The sequence below is a fragment of the Azospirillum sp. UENF 111221 genome (assembly GCF_058780625.1).
Window position 1 is genome coordinate 799,863 of record NZ_JBSNCH010000001.1, and the last position, 17,429, is coordinate 817,291.

A 17,429-nucleotide genomic window follows, 5' to 3' on the forward strand; every position below is an offset into this window, starting at 1 on the left:
CCTCTCCCGCCTGGGAGAGGGGCTTCTTTTCATGTGCGCATTGGGTCGGGCATCAGGGCGTGATCGCCACCTTCAGCACGCCGTCGCGCTGGTGGCCGAACAGGTCGTAGGCCTCCTCGATCCGCTCCAGCGGGAAGCGGTGGGTGACCAGCGGCTTGAGGTCGACACGGCCGGAGGCGACGACGCCCATCAGCCGGCGCATCCGCTCCTTGCCGCCGGGGCAGAGCGAGGTGACGATGGTGTGGTCGCCGAGACCGGCGGCGAACGCACCCAGCGGCAGACGCAGGTCGGCGGAATAGACGCCGAGACTGGACAGCGTGCCGCCCGGCCGCAGCACGCGCAGCGCCGCCTCGAAGGTCGCCTGGGTGCCCAGCGCCTCGATGGCGACATCGACGCCGCGGCCGTCGGTCAGCCGCAGGATTTCCTCCACCGGATCGGTTTGACGGAAATCGACCGCATGGTCGGCCCCCATCCGCCGCGCCATCTCCAGCCGCACCGGCACGGTGTCGACGGCGATGATGGTGGTGGCGCCCTTCAGCCTGGCGCCTGCGGTGGCGCACAGGCCGATGGGACCTTGCGCGAACACCGCCACCGTGTCGCCGATGCGGATGTTGCCGCGCTCCGCCCCGGCGAAGCCGGTGGACATGATGTCGGGGCACATCAGCACCTCCTCGTCCGTCAGCCCGTCGGGCACCGGGGCGAGGTTGACCATCGCGTCGGGGACCAGCAGGTATTCTGCCTGGGAGCCGTCGATGCTGTTGCCGAAGCGCCAGCCGCCCAGCGGCTTCCAGCCATGCCTGGTGCCGGCGCCGTCCTGGGAATGGCAGCCGCACAGGCAGGCGTTGCTGTGGCCGCTGGGGGTGATAGCCCCGGCGATCACCCGCTGCCCCTCGCGGTAGCCGGTGACGGCGGAGCCCAGCTTCGCGACGATGCCGACCGGCTCATGGCCGATGGTCAGGCCGCGGGCAACCGGATATTCGCCCTTCAGGATGTGGATGTCGGTGCCGCAGATCGTCGTCGTCGTGATGCGGATCAGCGCGTCGAGCGGCCCGACGTCGGGGATCGGCTTGTCGTCCAGCACGATGCGGCCCGGTTCGACGAACACCGCCGCTTTCATCATGACCATGGCGTCCTCCCAGTATGGTGGTCGCCGGTCGGGGGGCTGTTTGGCGTGACCTTCGCAAACGGCCCGCGGCCGGCGCTGTGCTTCACGCCGACCAGTCTACGCGGCGGGGAGGACGTTCGCATTGACGCAGATTGGCCGGTTGCGGGAAATCGCCCTCCCCCGCTCCAGCATGGCCTGTTTTTCAGCAGATGGCGGGACCGTCGCCCGCGGACGACGCCGCCTGGCAGCAGGGAAAGCGCAGGGTCGCCTTCAACCCACGCTCCGGCCTCGGCTCGATGTCGAGGCTGCCGCGCAGTTGCAGGGCAAGCAGCCGCATGATCCGGCCGCCCAGCCCGGTCCCCTGCGGCCGCTCGGACTGCATGCCCACGCCGTCGTCGCACACGCGCAGCACGCACCCGGTTTCCTCCTTGCGGAAGCTCAGCTCGATGCGGCCGGCCCGGCCATCGGGAAAGGCGTATTTCAGCGCGTTGGTGATCAGTTCGTTGGCGATGGTGCCGACCGCCACCGCGACGCTCATGTCGAGATCGGCATCGTCCACCTCGGCGATGACCGCCACCGGCCTGACCCCGACGACGCCGAGCTGGATATCCTCCACCAGGCTTTCCAGGAAATCCTTCGAACTGACGATGTTGACGCCTTCCACCCGGCGCAGCCGGACATAGACGCGGGCCAGCACGCCGATCCGCTCGATGGTGCCGCTGACGATGTCCTGTTCCGCCCCCGCCCCGGCCTTGTGGGCGGCGAGCGTCAGCTGGGCGCAGATTTGTTGCAGGTCGTTGCGGATCCGGTGATGGATCTCGTGCAGCATCAGATCCTTTTCCTCATTGGCGGCGGCAAGCCGGTCCGAATAGTCGCGCAGCCGCTCGTTCGCCCGGCGCAGGGCATGGGCACCGCCGGCGATGCCGAAACCGAGGGCCATATAGATGAGGAAGGCCAGACGGTCGCCCGGCTCGGCGACCCACAGCATCCCCTCCGGCTTCATGAAGAACCAGGCCGAAAACAGACCCGACAGCGCAACCGCCAGATAGCCCGACCCGCGGTCGAACAGCAGGGCGATGACGAAGATGGTCGGGATGAAGAGCAGGAACGGGTATTTGAACAGCAGCGGATCGAGCGCATGGCGCACCAGCGCCGTCAGCCCGACCAGCAACAGCGTGATCCCGTACTGTGCCCAGACGGCGCGTGGGAGGCTGGACGACAGCCGGCGAAAAAGTCTTCCATACCCCGTTCCCTGCTCCGAACACCGCAACGGAACGGTAACAATCGGCGTGTGAAATCGGATGACCCGGGTATGCACACAAACATGTGACGAATTGCGTCCAGGCTCCGGTCGGCCATCTCGCCGGGCGAGTCTTTCGGGGGAGCCGGCCTTGGCCGCCGGCCCCGCACCCCCATCTGCAAGGTCAATCCCGAAAAACCGGAGGATCGTGATGCGCAGCACCCTGACCCTGTCGGCCACCGCCCCGATCGCCGCTCTCATTGCCGCCCTCGCCATTCCGCTTGCCCCGGCACAGGCACAACAGGGGCAAAGTCAGGTGCAGGCGGGCAATGCCCAGACGGTGAAGACCGTCCGCACCAGCGCCGGGCCGGTGGCGGTCAGCCGCGTCGCCGCCGGGCTGGAGCGGCCCTGGGGCATCGATTTCCTCCCCGACGGCCGGGCGCTGGTGACGGAAAAGCCGGGGCGGCTGCGCATCATGGCGCGCGACGGCTCGCTCTCCTCCCCGCTGGCTGGCACGCCGAAGGTCTTCAACCAGGGCCAGGGCGGACTGATGGACGTGGCCGTCGATCCAGACTTCGCCCGCAACCGGATGATCTACCTCGCCTATGCCGAGCCGGGGGATGGCGGCACCGCAGGCACGGCGCTCGCGCGCGGCACGCTGGGCGAGCGCGGCATCGAGGACTTCAAGGTGATTTTCCGCCAGACGCCCAAGGTGGACGGCGGCAACCATTTCGGCACCCGCATCGCCTTCGCGCCCGACGGCCACATCTTCCTGACGCTGGGCGAGCGCTACAAGTTCGATCCGGCGCAGAGCCGCGACAACACGCTGGGCAAGGTGGTCCGGCTGAACCGCGACGGCTCGGCTCCGAAGGACAATCCGTTCGCCGGTGAGGGGGCGACGGCCGGCGCCGTCTGGTCCTACGGCCACCGCAACATCGAGGCGGCGGCCATCGACCCGCGCAGCGGAGCGCTGTGGATCGCCGAGATGGGCCCGATGGGCGGCGACGAGCTGAACCGGCCGGAAGCCGGGAAGAATTACGGCTGGCCGCTCGTCAGCTGGGGCAAGCATTACGACGGCCGCGACATCCCCGACCCGCCGACCCGCAAGGAGTTCACCGACGCTGTCATCCACTGGACGCCGGTGATCTCGCCGTCGGGCATGGCCTTCTACACCGGCGGGCTGTTCCGCGACTGGCAGGGCAGCGCCCTGATCGGCGGCCTCAGCGCCAAGGGGCTGGTGCGCGTCGCCATCGATGGCACCGGGGCGAAAGAGGTGGAGCGCATTCCGCTCGACGCGCGCATCCGCGATGTGGCACAGGGTCCCGACGACGCCCTCTATGTCATCACCGATGCCGCCGACGGCGCGGTCTTGCGGCTGGCGCCGGCGAAATGACCGCCTGAAGAGCGGGCCGGAAGATGGGACAGGAAGTGGGACAGATGAGGATCAGGGATTACCGGCCGTCGGACGCGCCCGTCCTGGCGCAGCTTTACGCCCGCTCCGTCCGCGGCATCGGCCCCCGCTTCTACAGCGCCGAGCAGGTGGAGGCCTGGGCCGCCAGGGCGCCGACGGTGGAGCGGGTGCTGGAGGCCTATGGCGACGGCCGCGTCGCCCTGGTCGCGGTGGATGGCGACGACCAGGCGGTGGCCTTCAGCGACGTCGAGACCGACGGCCACATCAACTTCCTCTATTGCGCGCCCGAGGCCGCCGGCCGCGGCGTGATGTCGGCTCTGGTCGACGTGCTGGAGGCACGCGCCCTGGTGCTCGGCCACCCCCGCCTGCATGTGGAGGCGAGCGAGGCCGCCCGCCCCTTCCTGCTGCGCCGCGGCTTCACCCTGCTGGCTCGCCGGGATCTCAAAATCGGCGATGTGCCGATCCACAACTACGCCATGGAGAAGTGGCTGGTCCCGGCGGCGCGCCTCAACCGGGCGTGAGGACCAGGGCGCCGCTGGTGTCCCGCCCCTCCAGCGCGCGATGGGCGTCCGCCGCGGCATCGAGCGGCAGGCAGGTTACCGGACCGGCGCTCAGGCCTGCGGCGACGCGGGCCAGCACCTCCCCGGCGGCGGCACGGTAGGTGGCGGGATCGGCCATGTAGGCGAACACGCTGGGCCGGGCGAGGCAGAGCGAACGGCGCGGCCCCAGTTCGGACAGTTCGACCGGGGCGACCGGCCCGCCGGCCTGACCGACGCTGGCCACCGTGCCGAACAGCCGCACCGCGTCGAAGGTCCGGCGCAGCGTGTCGCCGCCGATGCCGTCCACCGCGACATCGGCGCCGTGCCCGCCGGTCAGGTCGCGGACGGCGGCGACGAAGTCCTCGTCCCGATACAGGATCGCGTGGTCAAGCCCGTGGGCGCGGGCGGTCTCCGCCTTGGCGGCGCTGCCGACCGTGCCGATGACGGTAGCGCCCAGGCTCTTCGCCCATTGGATCAGCAGCAGGCCAAGCCCGCCGGCGGCGGCATGCACCAGGATCGTGCTGCCCGGACCGACCGGGCAGACCCGGTTGAGCAGCATGTGGACGGTGATGCCGCGCAGCAGCAGCGACGCGGCGGCCACCGGTTCCACACCATCCGGCAGGCGCATCGCGCGGTCGGCGGCCAGTAGGCGTGCCTCGGCATAACCGCCGGCCGGCAGCCCGGCCCAGGCGACGCGGTCGCCGACCGCGAGCCCGTTCACCCCCGGCCCGACCGCCTCCACCACGCCGGCGCCCTCGACACCGAGCGTCGCGGGATAGGCCGGCAGCGGATAGAGACCGGTGCGGTGGTAGATGTCGACGAAATTGACCCCGGCGGCGGCATGGCGCAGGCGGATCTCGCCCTCGCGCGGGGCCGGCAGGTCGATGAGGGCAGGCCGCATCACCTCGGCGCCGCCTGGCCCCGTCATCTGGATTGAGCGGATCATATCGGGTGTCTCCATCGATCGTTGCGGTGGAGCGGAGGTTAATCTGTGGTGCAATACGCTGAAATTCGGCAAACTCGCCCAAGTCCTGGGTGTTTTTGCACAGAGATGTGGAGACCGGTTGGAATGGGCCGATGAACTGGGATGACCTTCGCGTCTTCCTGGCGCTGGCGGACAGCGGCAGCCTGTCGGCGACGGCCCGGAAGCTGGGGGTGGACCACTCCACCGTCGCCCGCCGGGTGGCGGCACTGGAAGCCGACCTTGGCGTGCGCCTGTTCGACCGGCTGCCGCGCGGCTATGCCCCGACCGCAGAAGCGGAGGAATTCGCGGCCCTGGCCCGCCGGGTGGAGGATGGGGTGCTGGCGGTGGAACGCCATGCCCGCGGCCAGCCGGGCGAGCCGGCCGGTGTCGTGCGCCTGTCGGCCCCGCCGGCCTTCTCCAGCAGTTTCCTCGCCCCACGGCTGGCCGGCCTGCGGCGGACGCTGCCCAGGCTGGTGGTGGAGCTGGTCGGCGACGTCCGTGCGGTCAGCCTGACCCGGCGGGAGGCCGATCTCGCGCTGCGCCTGCAACGGCCGGAGGATGACGGGCTGGTCGCCCGCCGGATTGGCGCCATGGGCTATGGGCTCTATGCGACGCCGGATTATCTCGACGGCCGCGACGAGGCCGACTGGGAGTTCATCGGCTATGACGACAGCATGGACCATGTGCCGCAGCAGCGCTGGCTGCGGCAGGTGGCCGGCCGCCGCCCCTTCGTCTTCCGCGCCAACGATCTGATGAGCCTGCGCGCGGCTGCGGCGGCCGGCATCGGCATCGCCGCGATTCCGCATTTCCTGGGTCGGGCGGACGCGGTTCCAATTCCCGCCCTGGTTCCGGCGGTTCCGGCCGCGGGCCTTTCGCCGCCGCAGCCGCGCGAGCTGTGGCTGCTGGTGCACAACGATCTCCGGCGGTCGGCACGGGTGCGGGCGGTGATGGACGCCCTGGTGTCGATCATCGCCGCAGAGCGGTCGCTGCTGGAGGATTGAAGGCATTATCGTCGTCGTTGCGACGCAATCACGGGCGGTACCATCGGCGGTACCGACAAAATTTTTACGCGAAGCACGGCCTCGGCGGGAGAAACGAGGGAACAGACCGGCAAGTTACTCCGTTCATTCAGCAGCATCGAAGAGCAGCGCTCTTGCAGACTGAACACCTGAATATGGAGGAAACGCATGCCTATCCTGCTTTGGCTTCTGGGCGTTCCCGGAATTATCGTGATCCTGCTGTGGATGACGGGCATCATCGGCTTCTGACCTCCCGCCTCAGGGTCTCCGCGACCGGACCGGAGCCGCCGAACACGGCAGCCCCGGACCGGATCGCCCGTCACTTTCCCCTTATGCCGATCACCCCTGCGATGCCACGGGCCAGTCGCAGGGTTTTCCCATGTCATTCACCGGCAATGCCGGCCCGATGGCCAGCGCGCGCGGGCGCTGCGGAGCCGGAAGCGTCGCCTCGATCCAATCCGTCAGCCGCCGGCACAGGTCCTCCTGTGGCGGCGCGTTGCATGCCGGGACGACGAAAGCCTTCAGCCGCGTGCCCTCCTCCGGCCGCATCAGCCTCACCACGACGGCTTCGACGTCGGGATGGCCGGCCAGATGCGCCTGCACCGCCGCCAGCGAGACATTGACGCCGCCGACCTGCACCACCGTGTCGAGACGGCCGCCCGGACGGAAACCGCCGTCGCTGTGGGTCAGCCGGTCCTGAAGCGTTGCGGACAGGATCGTTCCATCGGCAAGCCGGCGGCTCACCCTGCCCTCCTCGCCGAACCGCCACCAGGGGAAAGGCCGGAAGGGAGCGTCGGGGTTGTCGCGCCAGCCCAGTCCGGCGGTTTCCGACGAGCCGAACACCTCCACCAGCCGCGCCAGTCCGAGCCGGCGCACGCCATGCGCCGTGTCGGCGGGACAGGGCGCGGTGGAGCTGGTGCCCATCACGCCGTCAGGCAGCCCCGCGCCGGACCGCAGCAGGGCGCCCCACCAGTCGGGATGGGCGACGACGAGGTCGCCGGGTTCGAGCCGGGCCGCCAGCCCGCCGGGCGACGCGGCGCGCCCATCCACCACCGGAACCGCCAGACGGTTCGGCAGCAGCACGGTGAAGAGAAAGCCGTAGATGTGATGGGCCGGGACGACGCTGACGATGCGCCGCGGAGCGACCGGACCGGCGGACAGCAGGGCGGCAAGCGCGTCGGCCTCCTCCTCCAGCGCGGCCAGCGGATGTTCGCAGCGCTTCCCTTCGCCGGTGCTGCCCGAGGTGCGGAAACCCAGGGCGCTGTCGAAGCGGCCGAGCGCCGTTTCGCAGACATCGAGCCAGTCGCCGACCGTCCGCCGCACCAGCAGATAGTCCTCGATGCCGCTGCGGTGGAGGTGCAGGGACTCGTTGAGTGCCGCAGCGAGTTGCAGCAGGTCGAGGGAATCCGCCCCCACCCCGCCGGGACCGAGCGGGACGGTTTCGGGCCAGGGAGAGCCTGCGGCGGACGGCGGGACACCCGGCCGGAGCCGGGCGAATTCCCCCGCCAGCAGATCGCGGACGACCCTGCCCAGAGCGTCGCGATCCTGCCACCAGCGATCGGTCTTCATGGCAATCGGCTCACAGGCGCTTGACGAAAACCCAGTAGCTGTCGCCGATCAGGGCCTTCTTCATGTGCACCTTCACCTTGGTCGGCTTCATCTGGTAATTGAAGGTGTATTCGATCATCGTGTTCAGGTCCTTCGACTGGACGCCCTTGTCGAACACGCCCTTGAAGGCCGGGGTGTTGGTGCAGGGGGCGATCTCGGTGAAGAAATTCTTGCCGACGACGGTCTTCGGATCGCGTCCGGTGATGGCGCCTTCAGCGGAATTGTACTGAAGGATGCGGCCGGCGGCATCGAGCTGCACGGCGCCGAAGGCGAGACGGTCGATGTCCGCCGCACTCATCTTGCCAAGGGTGTTCTCGATGTCGGCCGTGCCGAATTCGACGAGCTGCATGGTCGCGGTCATGATGGAAAAATCTCCGTGTCCAGGACGATGGGCGCTGCGCCGACGGCACAGCGGGCAGGTTACGACGCCTCCTGGAGGCGATCCGTCGCATGAAGGATGATTTCAAAGAAGAGTTCGGCGGCTTGGTTTTTCATCGTCGCTGCCGTTATCCATAGAGGTATTTATCGTGAACTCGTTTGTCTACAAAAACTCAAAATCATATCATCAAAATATTGCGCCATATGACCGGATATACATTAGTTAATATACAATTCTCCTTAAGGGCGATCTTGCCTCTGCCCTTTCAAACCTTTCCGTGAAATAGGACGATCCGCCTTGTCATTTCGATTTTCATCGAAATGATGTTGACCACAGACACCACCACGTATTATTTCGATATTTATCGAATAATCGAATCGGCGCCCGGCCAATAGCACGGCTTCAGGCGATGGGTGGTTGGCTTGGAAAAGACGATGGAAAAGAAGGATGTCCTGGCCGGGCTGGCGGCCCTGGCGCAGGAAACGCGGTTGGACATCTTCCGCCTGCTGGTGGAAGCCGGGCCGGAAGGCCGCTCCGCCGGATCGATTGCGGAGGCTCTGGGGGTCGCGCCGGCCACCCTGTCCTTCCACCTGTCGGCGCTGACCAATGCCGGGCTGATCCTGCAGCGGCGCGAGAGCCGGTCGCTGATCTATTCGGCCGATTTCGGGCGGATGACCGGCATCGTCGGCTTTCTGTCGGAAAACTGCTGTGGCCGGTCGGCCAATGCGGGCGCCTGCATCCCGGTCTGCGCGCCGACGCCGGAAGCTGCCAATGGCGAGAAGACCGCAAGCCCGCGCTGCGGCTGCTGAGAACCGAAAACGGAGCGGAAAATGGCCGAGAACCGCGTCTACAACGTGCTGTTCCTCTGCACGCACAACAGCGCCCGCAGTGTCATGGCGGAATGCCTGATGAACCGGGAGGGCCAGGGCCGCTTCCGCGGCTTCAGCGCCGGCAGCCAGCCGTCCGGGCGCATCAACCCCACCGTCCGCGACCTGCTGGAGCGGCTGGGCTTTCCGACGGCGGACCTCCGGTCGAAGAGCTGGGACGAATTCGCAGCACCCGGCGCGCCCCACATGGATTTCATCGTCACCGTCTGCGACAACGCCGCGGGCGAGGTCTGCCCGGTGTGGCCGGGACAGCCGATCAGCGCCCATTGGGGCTTTGCCGACCCCTCCAGCGCCGAAGGGACCGATGCGGAGAAGGCAGCCTTCACCGCCACGGTGTTCGGGCAGATCGAGCGCCGCATCCAGGCTTTCGCCAGCCTGCCCATCGCGTCGCTCGACCGCATGGCGCTGAAGCGGCGGATGGACGAGATGGCGCCGGCAAAATCGTGACGCGGGGAGCAAATCCATGACCGCTGACATCCAGTCCGCCCCGGCCGCCCGTCCCGCCATGGGGACTTTCGAGCGCTATCTCAGCCTTTGGGTGGGGCTGTGCATCGTCGCCGGCATCGCGCTCGGCCATCTGGTGCCCGGCCTGTTCCGGGCGATTGCCGCGGCCGAGATCGCCCGTGTCAATCTGCCGGTCGCCCTGCTGATCTGGCTGATGATCGTGCCGATGCTGCTGAAGATCGACCTCGGCGCGTTGGGACAGGTCAAGGAACATTGGCGCGGCATCGGCGTGACGCTGTTCATCAACTGGGCGGTCAAGCCCTTCTCGATGGCGCTGCTCGGCACGCTGTTCATCGGCCATCTGTTCGCCCCGCTGCTGCCGCAGGAGCAGATCTCCTCCTACATCGCCGGGCTGATCCTGCTGGCCGCCGCCCCCTGCACCGCCATGGTGTTCGTGTGGTCCAACCTGTGCGACGGCGAACCGCACTACACGCTGAGCCAAGTGGCGCTGAACGACCTGATCATGGTGTTCGCCTTCGCGCCGCTGGTCGGGCTGCTGCTGGGGGTGGCGTCGATCACCGTGCCGTGGGGCACGCTGCTGCTGTCGGTGCTGCTCTACATCGTCATCCCGGTGGTGGCCGCGCAGATCTGGCGGCGCAGCCTGCTGGCGGCTGGCGGCGAGCCGGCGCTGACGCGCGTGCTCCGCCGCATCCAGCCGGTGTCGCTGCTGGCTCTGCTGAGCACGCTGGTCCTGCTGTTCGGCTTCCAGGGCGAGCAGATCCTGGCGCAGCCTATGGTCATCCTGCTGCTGGCGGTGCCGATCCTGATCCAGGTCTATGTCAACGCCGGGCTGGCCTATTGGCTGTCGCGCCGGTTCGGGGTGGCATGGTGCGTGGCGGCGCCGGCCGCGCTGATCGGCGCCTCCAACTTCTTTGAACTGGCGGTGGCGGCAGCCATCAGTCTGTTCGGGCTCGGCTCCGGGGCGGCACTCGCCACCGTGGTCGGGGTGCTGGTCGAAGTCCCGGTGATGCTGTCCGTGGTGCGCATCGTCAAGGCAACCAAGCCGTGGTACGAAAGTAAGGCGGGGGCATGAACCCCCGCCTTTTCATGGGTCTTTTCTGCGCATGATTGAGACGGTCCCGGCATACCGCCGATATGTAGTGAAACTACATTTCTGCTATGGTGGTTTTATACCGGAACATGTGGGGAAATTGAGTCTGTTACGCCAAGATGCTCCCTTATCCGCTTAGCATGACTTGATCCAGATCAAATCTCGCGGCAAGTGGTAGGACCACTCTTGCGTCGCCCTCGGGCAGGATGTAGGTTTCCTACATATCGCATGGAACCGAGAGATTCGGGGGTTCCGGGCCGGCAAACCGGCCCTTTGGCGACACCCGACGGGAGACGCCCGATCATGGTCACGACCGTTAAAACCCTTTCCGACCTGAACGCCCTGATCGCGCGGGTGAAGGCGGCGCAGGCGCGCTTCGCCGACTATCCGCAGGAGACGGTCGACCTGATCTTCCGCAGCGCCGCTCTGGCCGCCGCCAACGCCCGCATCCCGCTCGCCAAGATGGCGGTGGCGGAGACCGGCATGGGCGTCATGGAAGACAAGGTCATCAAGAACCACTTCGCTGCCGAATACATCTACAACAAATACAAGGACGACAAGACCTGCGGCGTGCTGTCCGAAGACAACGACGCCGGCATTCTCACCATCGCCGAGCCCGTCGGCCTGATCTGCGGCATCGTCCCCACCACCAACCCGACCTCGACCGCCATCTTCAAGGCGCTGATCGCGCTGAAGACCCGCAATGGCCTCGTCCTCTCCCCCCATCCCCGCGCCCGCAAATCGACCTGCGAGGCCGCCCGCCTCGTGCTCGCCGCCGCGGTCGAGGCCGGTGCGCCGGACGACATCATCGGCTGGATCGACGAGCCCTCGCTCGAACTCTCCAACGCCGTCATGCACCATCCCGCCATCAACCTGATCCTCGCCACCGGCGGGCCGGGCATGGTCAAGGCCGCTTACTCGTCCGGCAAGCCCGCCATCGGCGTCGGCGCCGGCAACACCCCCGCCGTCATCGACGAGTTCGCCGACATCAAGCGCGCGGTGGCCTCCATCCTGATGTCCAAGACCTTCGACAATGGCGTGGTCTGCGCGTCCGAACAGTCGGCGGTGGTGGTCGAGGCCGTCTATGACGCCGTGCGCGACCGCTTCGCCCATCATGGCGGCTACATCCTGTCGCCCCGCGAGGCCGACGCCGTGCGCAAGGTGCTGCTGACCGACGGCCATCTCAACGCCGACATCGTCGGCCAGCCCGCCCATGCCATCGCCGCCATGGCCGGGCTGAACGTGCCGCTCGCCACCAAGGTGCTGATCGCCGAAGTTTCGGATGTCGACGACAGCGAGCCCTTCGCCCACGAGAAGCTGTCGCCGACCCTGGCGCTCTACCGCGCCAAGGACTTTATGGAAGCCTGCGACAAGGCCGCCGCCCTGGTGGCGCTCGGCGGCATCGGCCACACCTCGGCGCTCTATACCGACCAGGACCGGCAGGCCGAGCGCATCCGCCATTTCGGCGACAAGATGAAGACCGCCCGCATCCTGATCAACACGCCGTCGTCCCATGGCGGCATCGGCGACCTCTACAATTTCCGCTTGGCCCCGTCGCTGACGCTGGGCTGCGGCTCGTGGGGCGGCAATTCGATCTCGGAGAATGTCGGGCCGCAGCATCTGATCAACAAGAAGACGGTGGCCAAGCGGGCCGAGAACATGCTGTGGCACAAGCTGCCCAAGTCGATCTATTTCCGCCGCGGCTGCCTGCCCTTCGCGCTTGAGGAGCTGCGCGGCAAGAAGCGCTGCCTGATCGTCACCGACCGCTTCCTGTTCGAGAACGGCCATGTCAACGACAGCGTCCGCGTGCTGAAATCGCTGGGGCTGGAGGTCGAGACCTTCTTCGAGGTCAGTGCCGACCCGACGCTGGCGGTGGTGCGCAAGGGGGTGGCGCTGGCGAATGCCTTCCAGCCCGACGTCATCCTGGCGCTGGGCGGCGGCTCGCCGATGGATGCGGCCAAGATCATCTGGGTGATGTACGAGGCGCCCGAGGTGGCGTTCGAGGATCTGGCCCTGCGCTTCATGGACATCCGCAAGCGCATCTACACCTTCCCCAAGCTCGGCGTGAAGGCGCAGCTGGTGGCGGTGCCGACCACGTCCGGCACGGGATCGGAGGTGACGCCCTTCGCCGTGGTGACCGACGAGCGCACCGGGACCAAGTACCCGATTGCCGATTACGAGCTGACGCCGAGCATGGCGATCGTCGACGCCAACCTGGTGATGGACATGCCCAAGGGTCTGACGGCGGCGGGCGGCATCGACGCGGTGACCCATGCGCTGGAGGCCTATGTCTCGGTGGTGGCGAACGAGTATTCCGACGGGCAGGCGTTGCAGGCGCTGAAGCTCTTGAAGGAGCATCTGCCGTCGGCCTACCGCAACGGGTGCCAGGATCCGAAGGCGCGGGAGCTGGTTCACAATGCGGCGACGCTGGCCGGCATCGCCTTTGCCAACGCCTTCCTGGGCGTCTGCCATTCGATGGCGCACAAGCTGGGGGCGGAGTTCCACATCCCGCACGGCATCGCCAACGCGCTGCTGATCGCCAACGTAATCCGCTACAACGCGGCGGACATCCCGACCAAGCAGACGGCGTTCAGCCAGTACGACCGTCCGAAGGGTGTGGCGCGCTATGCGCAGATCGCCCGTCATCTGGATCTCGGCGGCAGCCGCGACCATGAGCGGGTGGAGAAGCTGATCCAATGGGTCGAGGAGATGAAGCGGGCGCTGGAGATCCCGGCCTCGATCCAGGCGGCGGGGGTGCCGGAGGCAGCCTTCCTGGCGCGGGTCGATGCGATTGCCGAAGCGGCCTTCGATGACCAATGCACCGGCGCCAACCCGCGATATCCGCTGGTCGCCGAGATCAGGCAGCTGCTGATCGACAGCTATTACGGACGCGCCTATGTCGAGCCGTCGGCCCAGGACGCCGCACCGGTCGAAGTCAAGCCAGCCGGCAAGTCCGCCGCCCGCAAGGACGCCGCGCTCGCCAAGTAACGAAACCCCTTAAGTCAGGATACGAGACCATGAGCAAAGCGATCATGTGGGCCGAAAGCGATGCCCGCGGCTTCGAGACCGAATGCCTGTTCAACGAGGACAACCGCAGCTACGAGGTGCTGGTCACCGCGACTGGCCTGGGGCTCGACAAGGCGGAGAGCTTCCCGGTGGTCGAGGATCCCGGCCTGGGGATGTGCCCCGCCGACCTCGCCCGCTCGATCAAGCTGGCGGACCGGCTGGTGTGGGAGATCGACCGGTCGCTCGGCGACCTCTGAGGCGAGCCACGCCGCCGCCGGACGGCAAGTCGATCTGTTTGAAAAGCCCCCGTCCGAACTGCCGGACGGGGGCTTTTCCATTGCCGGGACTGTGACCGCGGGCCCCCGGTCAGCCCGGCGCCAGCAGCCAGCGATGTTCCGGGGCGGTGTTGAAATGCCAGGCGCGGCGGGGGCCGGCCATCACGTTCAGGTAATAGCCGGTGTAGCCGTGGGCGGCCCCGACCGGGTGGTAGCCGCGCGGGACCATGACGAGGTCGCCGTTTTCCACCGCCATCGCCTCGTCCAGCGAGCGGTCGTCGGTGTAGACACGCTGGAAGGCGAAGCCCTGCGGCGGGTCGATGCGGTGGTAATAGGTCTCCTCCAGCTGGGTTTCCGCCGTGCCGTCGTCGGCGTCGTGCTTGTGCGGAGGATAGCTCGACCAGTTGCCGGCCGGCGTGATGACCTCCACCACCAGAAGGCTGTCGGCCGGCTGCGATTCGGGCAGGATGTCGAAGACATGGCGGGTGTTGCTGCCCTGCCCGCGGACCGAGGCGCCGACATCCTCCGGACGGATCAGCCGCACCGGCAGCCCGCCGTTCAGGCCGGGCGCGGTGCAGACCGCCAGTTCCAGCGCGGTGGTGGCCCTGACCCGCCACGGCGTCCCCTGCGGCAGGTAGATGGCATAAGGCCGCTTGTCCTCGAAGGGCGACATGCGGTCGCCAAGCTCCGCCCATTCCCGGTCGCCGGCCATCGCCGCACCGCGCCCGGCGACGAAGACCAGACAGGTCTCGCGGTCCGCATCCTCGCCGGAAACGGTCATGCCCTCCTCAAGGCGGTAAAGGTCGAACCCGATGCACGACCAGCCCGCCGATTTAGGGGTGACATGGTGCACCCGGCCGGCCGGGTCCGGTGCGTGGTTGCGCAGCAGCAGCTTGCTCATGGTCGCCCTCTGTGGTGCCGGATGGTCTCGCGATGCGTCTCCGCCCCCTGGCGAAGCCGTGTTGGGTTCAGGCGCGGACGGTTCGGATCATATGTTCCCGCTCACGTCATTGTCGGCATCACGAAGTCGGCGCCGGAGCGGATGCCGGTCGGCCAGCGGCTGGTGATGGTCTTCAGCCGGGTGTAAAAGCGCACGCCTTCCGGCCCATGCATGTGATGGTCGCCGAACAGCGAGCGCTTCCAGCCGCCGAAACTGTGGAAGGCCATCGGCACCGGGATCGGCACGTTGACCCCGACCATGCCGATCTCGATTTCCGCCCCGAAGGCGCGCGCGGTGTCGCCGTCGCGGGTGAAGATGGCGGTGCCGTTGCCGAACTCGTGCGCGTTGATCAGGTCGACCGCCGTGCGGTAGTCGGGAACCCGCACCACCGCCAGCACCGGGCCGAAGATCTCCTCCTTGTAGATCCGCATGTCCGGCGTGACGTGGTCGAACAGCGTGCCGCCGAGGAAATAGCCGTCGCCGCACTCCGGATCGGCGATCTCGACGTGGCGGCCATCCACCACCAGCGTCGCCCCTTCCTCGATGCCGAGGTCGATGTAGCCGCGCACCTTGTCGCGGTGCTGGCGGGTGACCAGCGGCCCCATCTCCGAGGACGGGTCGGTGCCGGGACCGATCTTCAGGGCGCGAACCCGCTCGGCCAGCCGCTCGACCAGCGCGTCGGCCACCGCCTCCGTCACCGGCACGGCGACCGAGATCGCCATGCAGCGCTCGCCGGCCGAGCCGTAGGCCGCCCCCATCAGCGCGTCCACCGCCTGATCGAGGTCGGCATCGGGCATGATGACCATGTGGTTCTTGGCGCCGCCCAGCGCCTGCACCCGCTTGCCGTTGGCCGCCCCGGTGGCATAGATGTATTGCGCGATGGGAGTCGAGCCGACGAAGCTGACCGCCTTCACGTCGGGATGGCTCAGCAGCGCATCGACCGCCACCTTGTCGCCATGGACGACGTTGAAGACGCCGTCGGGCAGGCCGGCCTGGGTCAGCAGCTCCGCCATGAACAGGGCCGCGCTCGGTACCCGTTCGGACGGCTTCAGGATGAAGCAGTTGCCGCAGGCGAGGGCGACCGGGAACATCCACATCGGCACCATGGCCGGGAAGTTGAACGGCGTGATGCCGGCGACGACGCCCAGCGGCTGGCGCAGCGAATGGCTGTCGACGCGGGTGCCGACATTCTCCGCCACCTCGCCCTTCAGCAGATGCGGGCCGCCGCAGGCGAACTCCACCACCTCCAGCCCGCGCGCCACCTCGCCCAGCGCGTCGGAATGGACCTTGCCATGCTCGGCGGTGATCAGGCTGGCGAGCCGGTCGGCGTTCTGCTCCAGCAGCTGCTTGAAGGCGAACATCACCCGGGCGCGGCGCAACGGGGTGGCGGCCGACCAGGACGGGAAGGCGGCACGGGCGGCGGCGACGGCGCGGTCGACCTCCGCCGCGGTCGCCAGCGGCACCTTGGCGCTGTTGCGGCCGGTCGCCGGGTTGTAGACGTCGCCGAGCCGGCCGCTGGTGCCGCCGACCGGGGCGCCGTTGATGAAATGCGTGACGATGTTGGTCATTTGGATGCTCACAGGCCGTATTCTGTTACGAGCGCGCTCAGATGCCGGCGGCCCTTGGTGACGTAGGTCAGGGGATGGGCCTTGGCGGGGTCCTGTTCCGCCTCGATCACCAGCCACTGGCCGCGATAGTCCGCGTCCTTCAATGCCTTCAGCACGGCGGGGAAATCGACGCAGCCGTCGCCCGGCACGGTGAACACCCCGTCGATGACGGCATCAAGGAAGCTGCTGTCGGTCGCCTTGGCCCGCGTCAGCACGTCGGCGCGCACGTCCTTGCAATGGACGTGGTTGATGCGGCGGCCCCATTTGGCGATCAGATCCAGCGGATTGCCGCCGGCGAAGGTCAAATGGCCGGTGTCGAGCAGGATGCCGACGCTGTCGCCGGTGACCTCGGCGAAGCGGTCGATCTCGTCGGGCGTCTCCACCACCGTGCCCATGTGGTAGTGGTAGGCGAGCGGCGTGCCCTGGTCGCGCAGGTAATCGCCGAACTCCGCCATGCGGCGGCCGAACTCCGCCCACTGGCCGGACTCCAGCGTCGGGCGTTGGGACAGCGGCGTGCCGCAGGCGCCATGGACGCAGCCGGTGGTCTCGGCCACCACCATCACCGGGCAGCCCATCGCCTTCAGCAATTGCAGGTGCGGCTGCACCGCCTCGATCTCCTCGGCGACGCTGCGCTCCAGCAGGCCGGCGCTGTACCAGCCGGACACCAGCGACAGGCCGTAGCCGTCGAGGATCGGGCGCAGCACGGCGGCGTCGCGCGGGAATTTGTTGCCAAGCTCGAAGCCCTGGAAGCCGGCCTCGCGCCCTTCGGCGAGGCACTGCTCCAGCGGCGTCGCCCCGCCCAGCTCAAGCATATCGTCGTTGCTCCAGGCGATCGGATTGACGCCGAGACGAACGGTCATGATCGGATGCTCCCAAGACGGAAGAAGATGGTGG

At 67.9% G+C, this 17,429-nt stretch carries 16 protein-coding genes; 8 read left to right on the plus strand and 8 right to left on the minus strand.

Annotated features, from left to right (window positions below):
* Positions 1 to 52: 52 nt before the first annotated feature.
* Positions 53 to 1,126, minus strand: a complete 1,074-nt coding sequence (locus ACWPN3_RS03540; RefSeq protein WP_492242519.1) for an NAD(P)-dependent alcohol dehydrogenase — start codon at positions 1,124 to 1,126, stop codon at positions 53 to 55.
* A 181-nt stretch (positions 1,127 to 1,307) separates the two neighbouring features.
* Positions 1,308 to 2,621, minus strand: a complete 1,314-nt coding sequence (locus ACWPN3_RS03545) for a sensor histidine kinase (RefSeq protein WP_492261091.1) — start codon at positions 2,619 to 2,621, stop codon at positions 1,308 to 1,310.
* On the opposite strand from ACWPN3_RS03545, the gene ACWPN3_RS03550 reads away from it, so the two are divergent.
* A complete protein-coding gene (locus tag ACWPN3_RS03550; protein ID WP_492242517.1) occupies positions 2,557 to 3,738 on the plus strand; it encodes a PQQ-dependent sugar dehydrogenase in 1,182 nt (393 codons plus the stop codon). The genes ACWPN3_RS03545 and ACWPN3_RS03550 overlap by 65 nt on opposite strands.
* A gap of 44 nt (positions 3,739 to 3,782) precedes the next feature.
* Positions 3,783 to 4,277, plus strand: coding sequence for a GNAT family N-acetyltransferase (locus ACWPN3_RS03555; RefSeq protein WP_492242516.1), 495 nt, complete (start codon positions 3,783 to 3,785; stop codon positions 4,275 to 4,277).
* Here ACWPN3_RS03555 and ACWPN3_RS03560 read toward each other — a convergent pair.
* Positions 4,264 to 5,241 (minus strand): quinone oxidoreductase family protein, encoded by a 978-nt coding sequence (locus ACWPN3_RS03560; RefSeq protein ID WP_492242515.1) that lies wholly within the window; start codon positions 5,239 to 5,241, stop codon positions 4,264 to 4,266. The genes ACWPN3_RS03555 and ACWPN3_RS03560 overlap by 14 nt on opposite strands.
* A 131-nt stretch (positions 5,242 to 5,372) precedes the next feature.
* Between ACWPN3_RS03560 and ACWPN3_RS03565 the strand changes: the two genes are divergently transcribed.
* Positions 5,373 to 6,260 carry a LysR family transcriptional regulator gene (locus ACWPN3_RS03565; protein WP_492242514.1) on the plus strand — a complete coding sequence of 296 codons (888 nt, stop codon included), beginning with the start codon at positions 5,373 to 5,375 and terminating at the stop codon, positions 6,258 to 6,260.
* Positions 6,261 to 6,617: 357 nt separating this feature from the next.
* Here the strand turns inward: ACWPN3_RS03565 and pcl are convergent, their stop codons facing one another.
* Both pcl and pyp read right to left on the minus strand, forming a co-directional pair.
* On the minus strand, positions 6,618 to 7,847 hold the full coding sequence (pcl, locus tag ACWPN3_RS03570; protein WP_492242513.1) for a 4-coumarate--CoA ligase: 1,230 nt from the start codon (positions 7,845 to 7,847) through the stop codon (positions 6,618 to 6,620).
* A gap of 10 nt (positions 7,848 to 7,857) precedes the next feature.
* The gene (gene pyp, locus ACWPN3_RS03575) at positions 7,858 to 8,247 is read right to left on the minus strand and encodes a photoactive yellow protein (RefSeq protein ID WP_247873218.1); all 390 of its coding nucleotides are present in this window, start codon (positions 8,245 to 8,247) and stop codon (positions 7,858 to 7,860) included.
* 452 nt (positions 8,248 to 8,699) lie between these two features.
* Here pyp and ACWPN3_RS03580 point away from each other — a divergent pair, with 452 nt between their 5' ends.
* The 5 genes from ACWPN3_RS03580 (at position 8,700) to ACWPN3_RS03600 (ending at position 13,970) form a co-directional block, all read left to right on the plus strand.
* The gene (locus ACWPN3_RS03580) at positions 8,700 to 9,074 is read left to right on the plus strand and encodes an ArsR/SmtB family transcription factor (RefSeq protein WP_109450699.1); all 375 of its coding nucleotides are present in this window, start codon (positions 8,700 to 8,702) and stop codon (positions 9,072 to 9,074) included.
* A gap of 21 nt (positions 9,075 to 9,095) precedes the next feature.
* A complete protein-coding gene (locus ACWPN3_RS03585) occupies positions 9,096 to 9,599 on the plus strand; it encodes an arsenate reductase ArsC (protein ID WP_492242512.1) in 504 nt (167 codons plus the stop codon).
* A 58-nt stretch (positions 9,600 to 9,657) separates the two neighbouring features.
* On the plus strand, positions 9,658 to 10,689 hold the full coding sequence (gene arsB, locus ACWPN3_RS03590; RefSeq protein WP_492242677.1) for an ACR3 family arsenite efflux transporter: 1,032 nt from the start codon (positions 9,658 to 9,660) through the stop codon (positions 10,687 to 10,689).
* A 246-nt stretch (positions 10,690 to 10,935) separates the two neighbouring features.
* Positions 10,936 to 13,695 carry a bifunctional acetaldehyde-CoA/alcohol dehydrogenase gene (gene adhE / locus ACWPN3_RS03595; RefSeq protein ID WP_492242511.1) on the plus strand — a complete coding sequence of 920 codons (2,760 nt, stop codon included), beginning with the start codon at positions 10,936 to 10,938 and terminating at the stop codon, positions 13,693 to 13,695.
* Between the two features lie 29 nt (positions 13,696 to 13,724).
* Positions 13,725 to 13,970 (plus strand): hypothetical protein, encoded by a 246-nt coding sequence (locus ACWPN3_RS03600; protein ID WP_109447671.1) that lies wholly within the window; start codon positions 13,725 to 13,727, stop codon positions 13,968 to 13,970.
* A gap of 109 nt (positions 13,971 to 14,079) precedes the next feature.
* On the opposite strand, the gene iolB is transcribed toward ACWPN3_RS03600, so the two are convergent.
* The 3 genes from iolB to iolE all read right to left on the minus strand — a co-directional run bounded on the left by iolB (position 14,080) and on the right by iolE (position 17,395).
* Positions 14,080 to 14,889, minus strand: a complete 810-nt coding sequence (iolB, locus tag ACWPN3_RS03605; protein ID WP_492261092.1) for a 5-deoxy-glucuronate isomerase — start codon at positions 14,887 to 14,889, stop codon at positions 14,080 to 14,082.
* Positions 14,890 to 14,990: 101 nt separating this feature from the next.
* Positions 14,991 to 16,496 carry a CoA-acylating methylmalonate-semialdehyde dehydrogenase gene (locus ACWPN3_RS03610; protein WP_492242676.1) on the minus strand — a complete coding sequence of 502 codons (1,506 nt, stop codon included), beginning with the start codon at positions 16,494 to 16,496 and terminating at the stop codon, positions 14,991 to 14,993.
* 8 nt (positions 16,497 to 16,504) lie between these two features.
* The gene (gene iolE / locus ACWPN3_RS03615) at positions 16,505 to 17,395 is read right to left on the minus strand and encodes a myo-inosose-2 dehydratase (protein WP_492242509.1); all 891 of its coding nucleotides are present in this window, start codon (positions 17,393 to 17,395) and stop codon (positions 16,505 to 16,507) included.
* Positions 17,396 to 17,429: the final 34 nt, after the last annotated feature.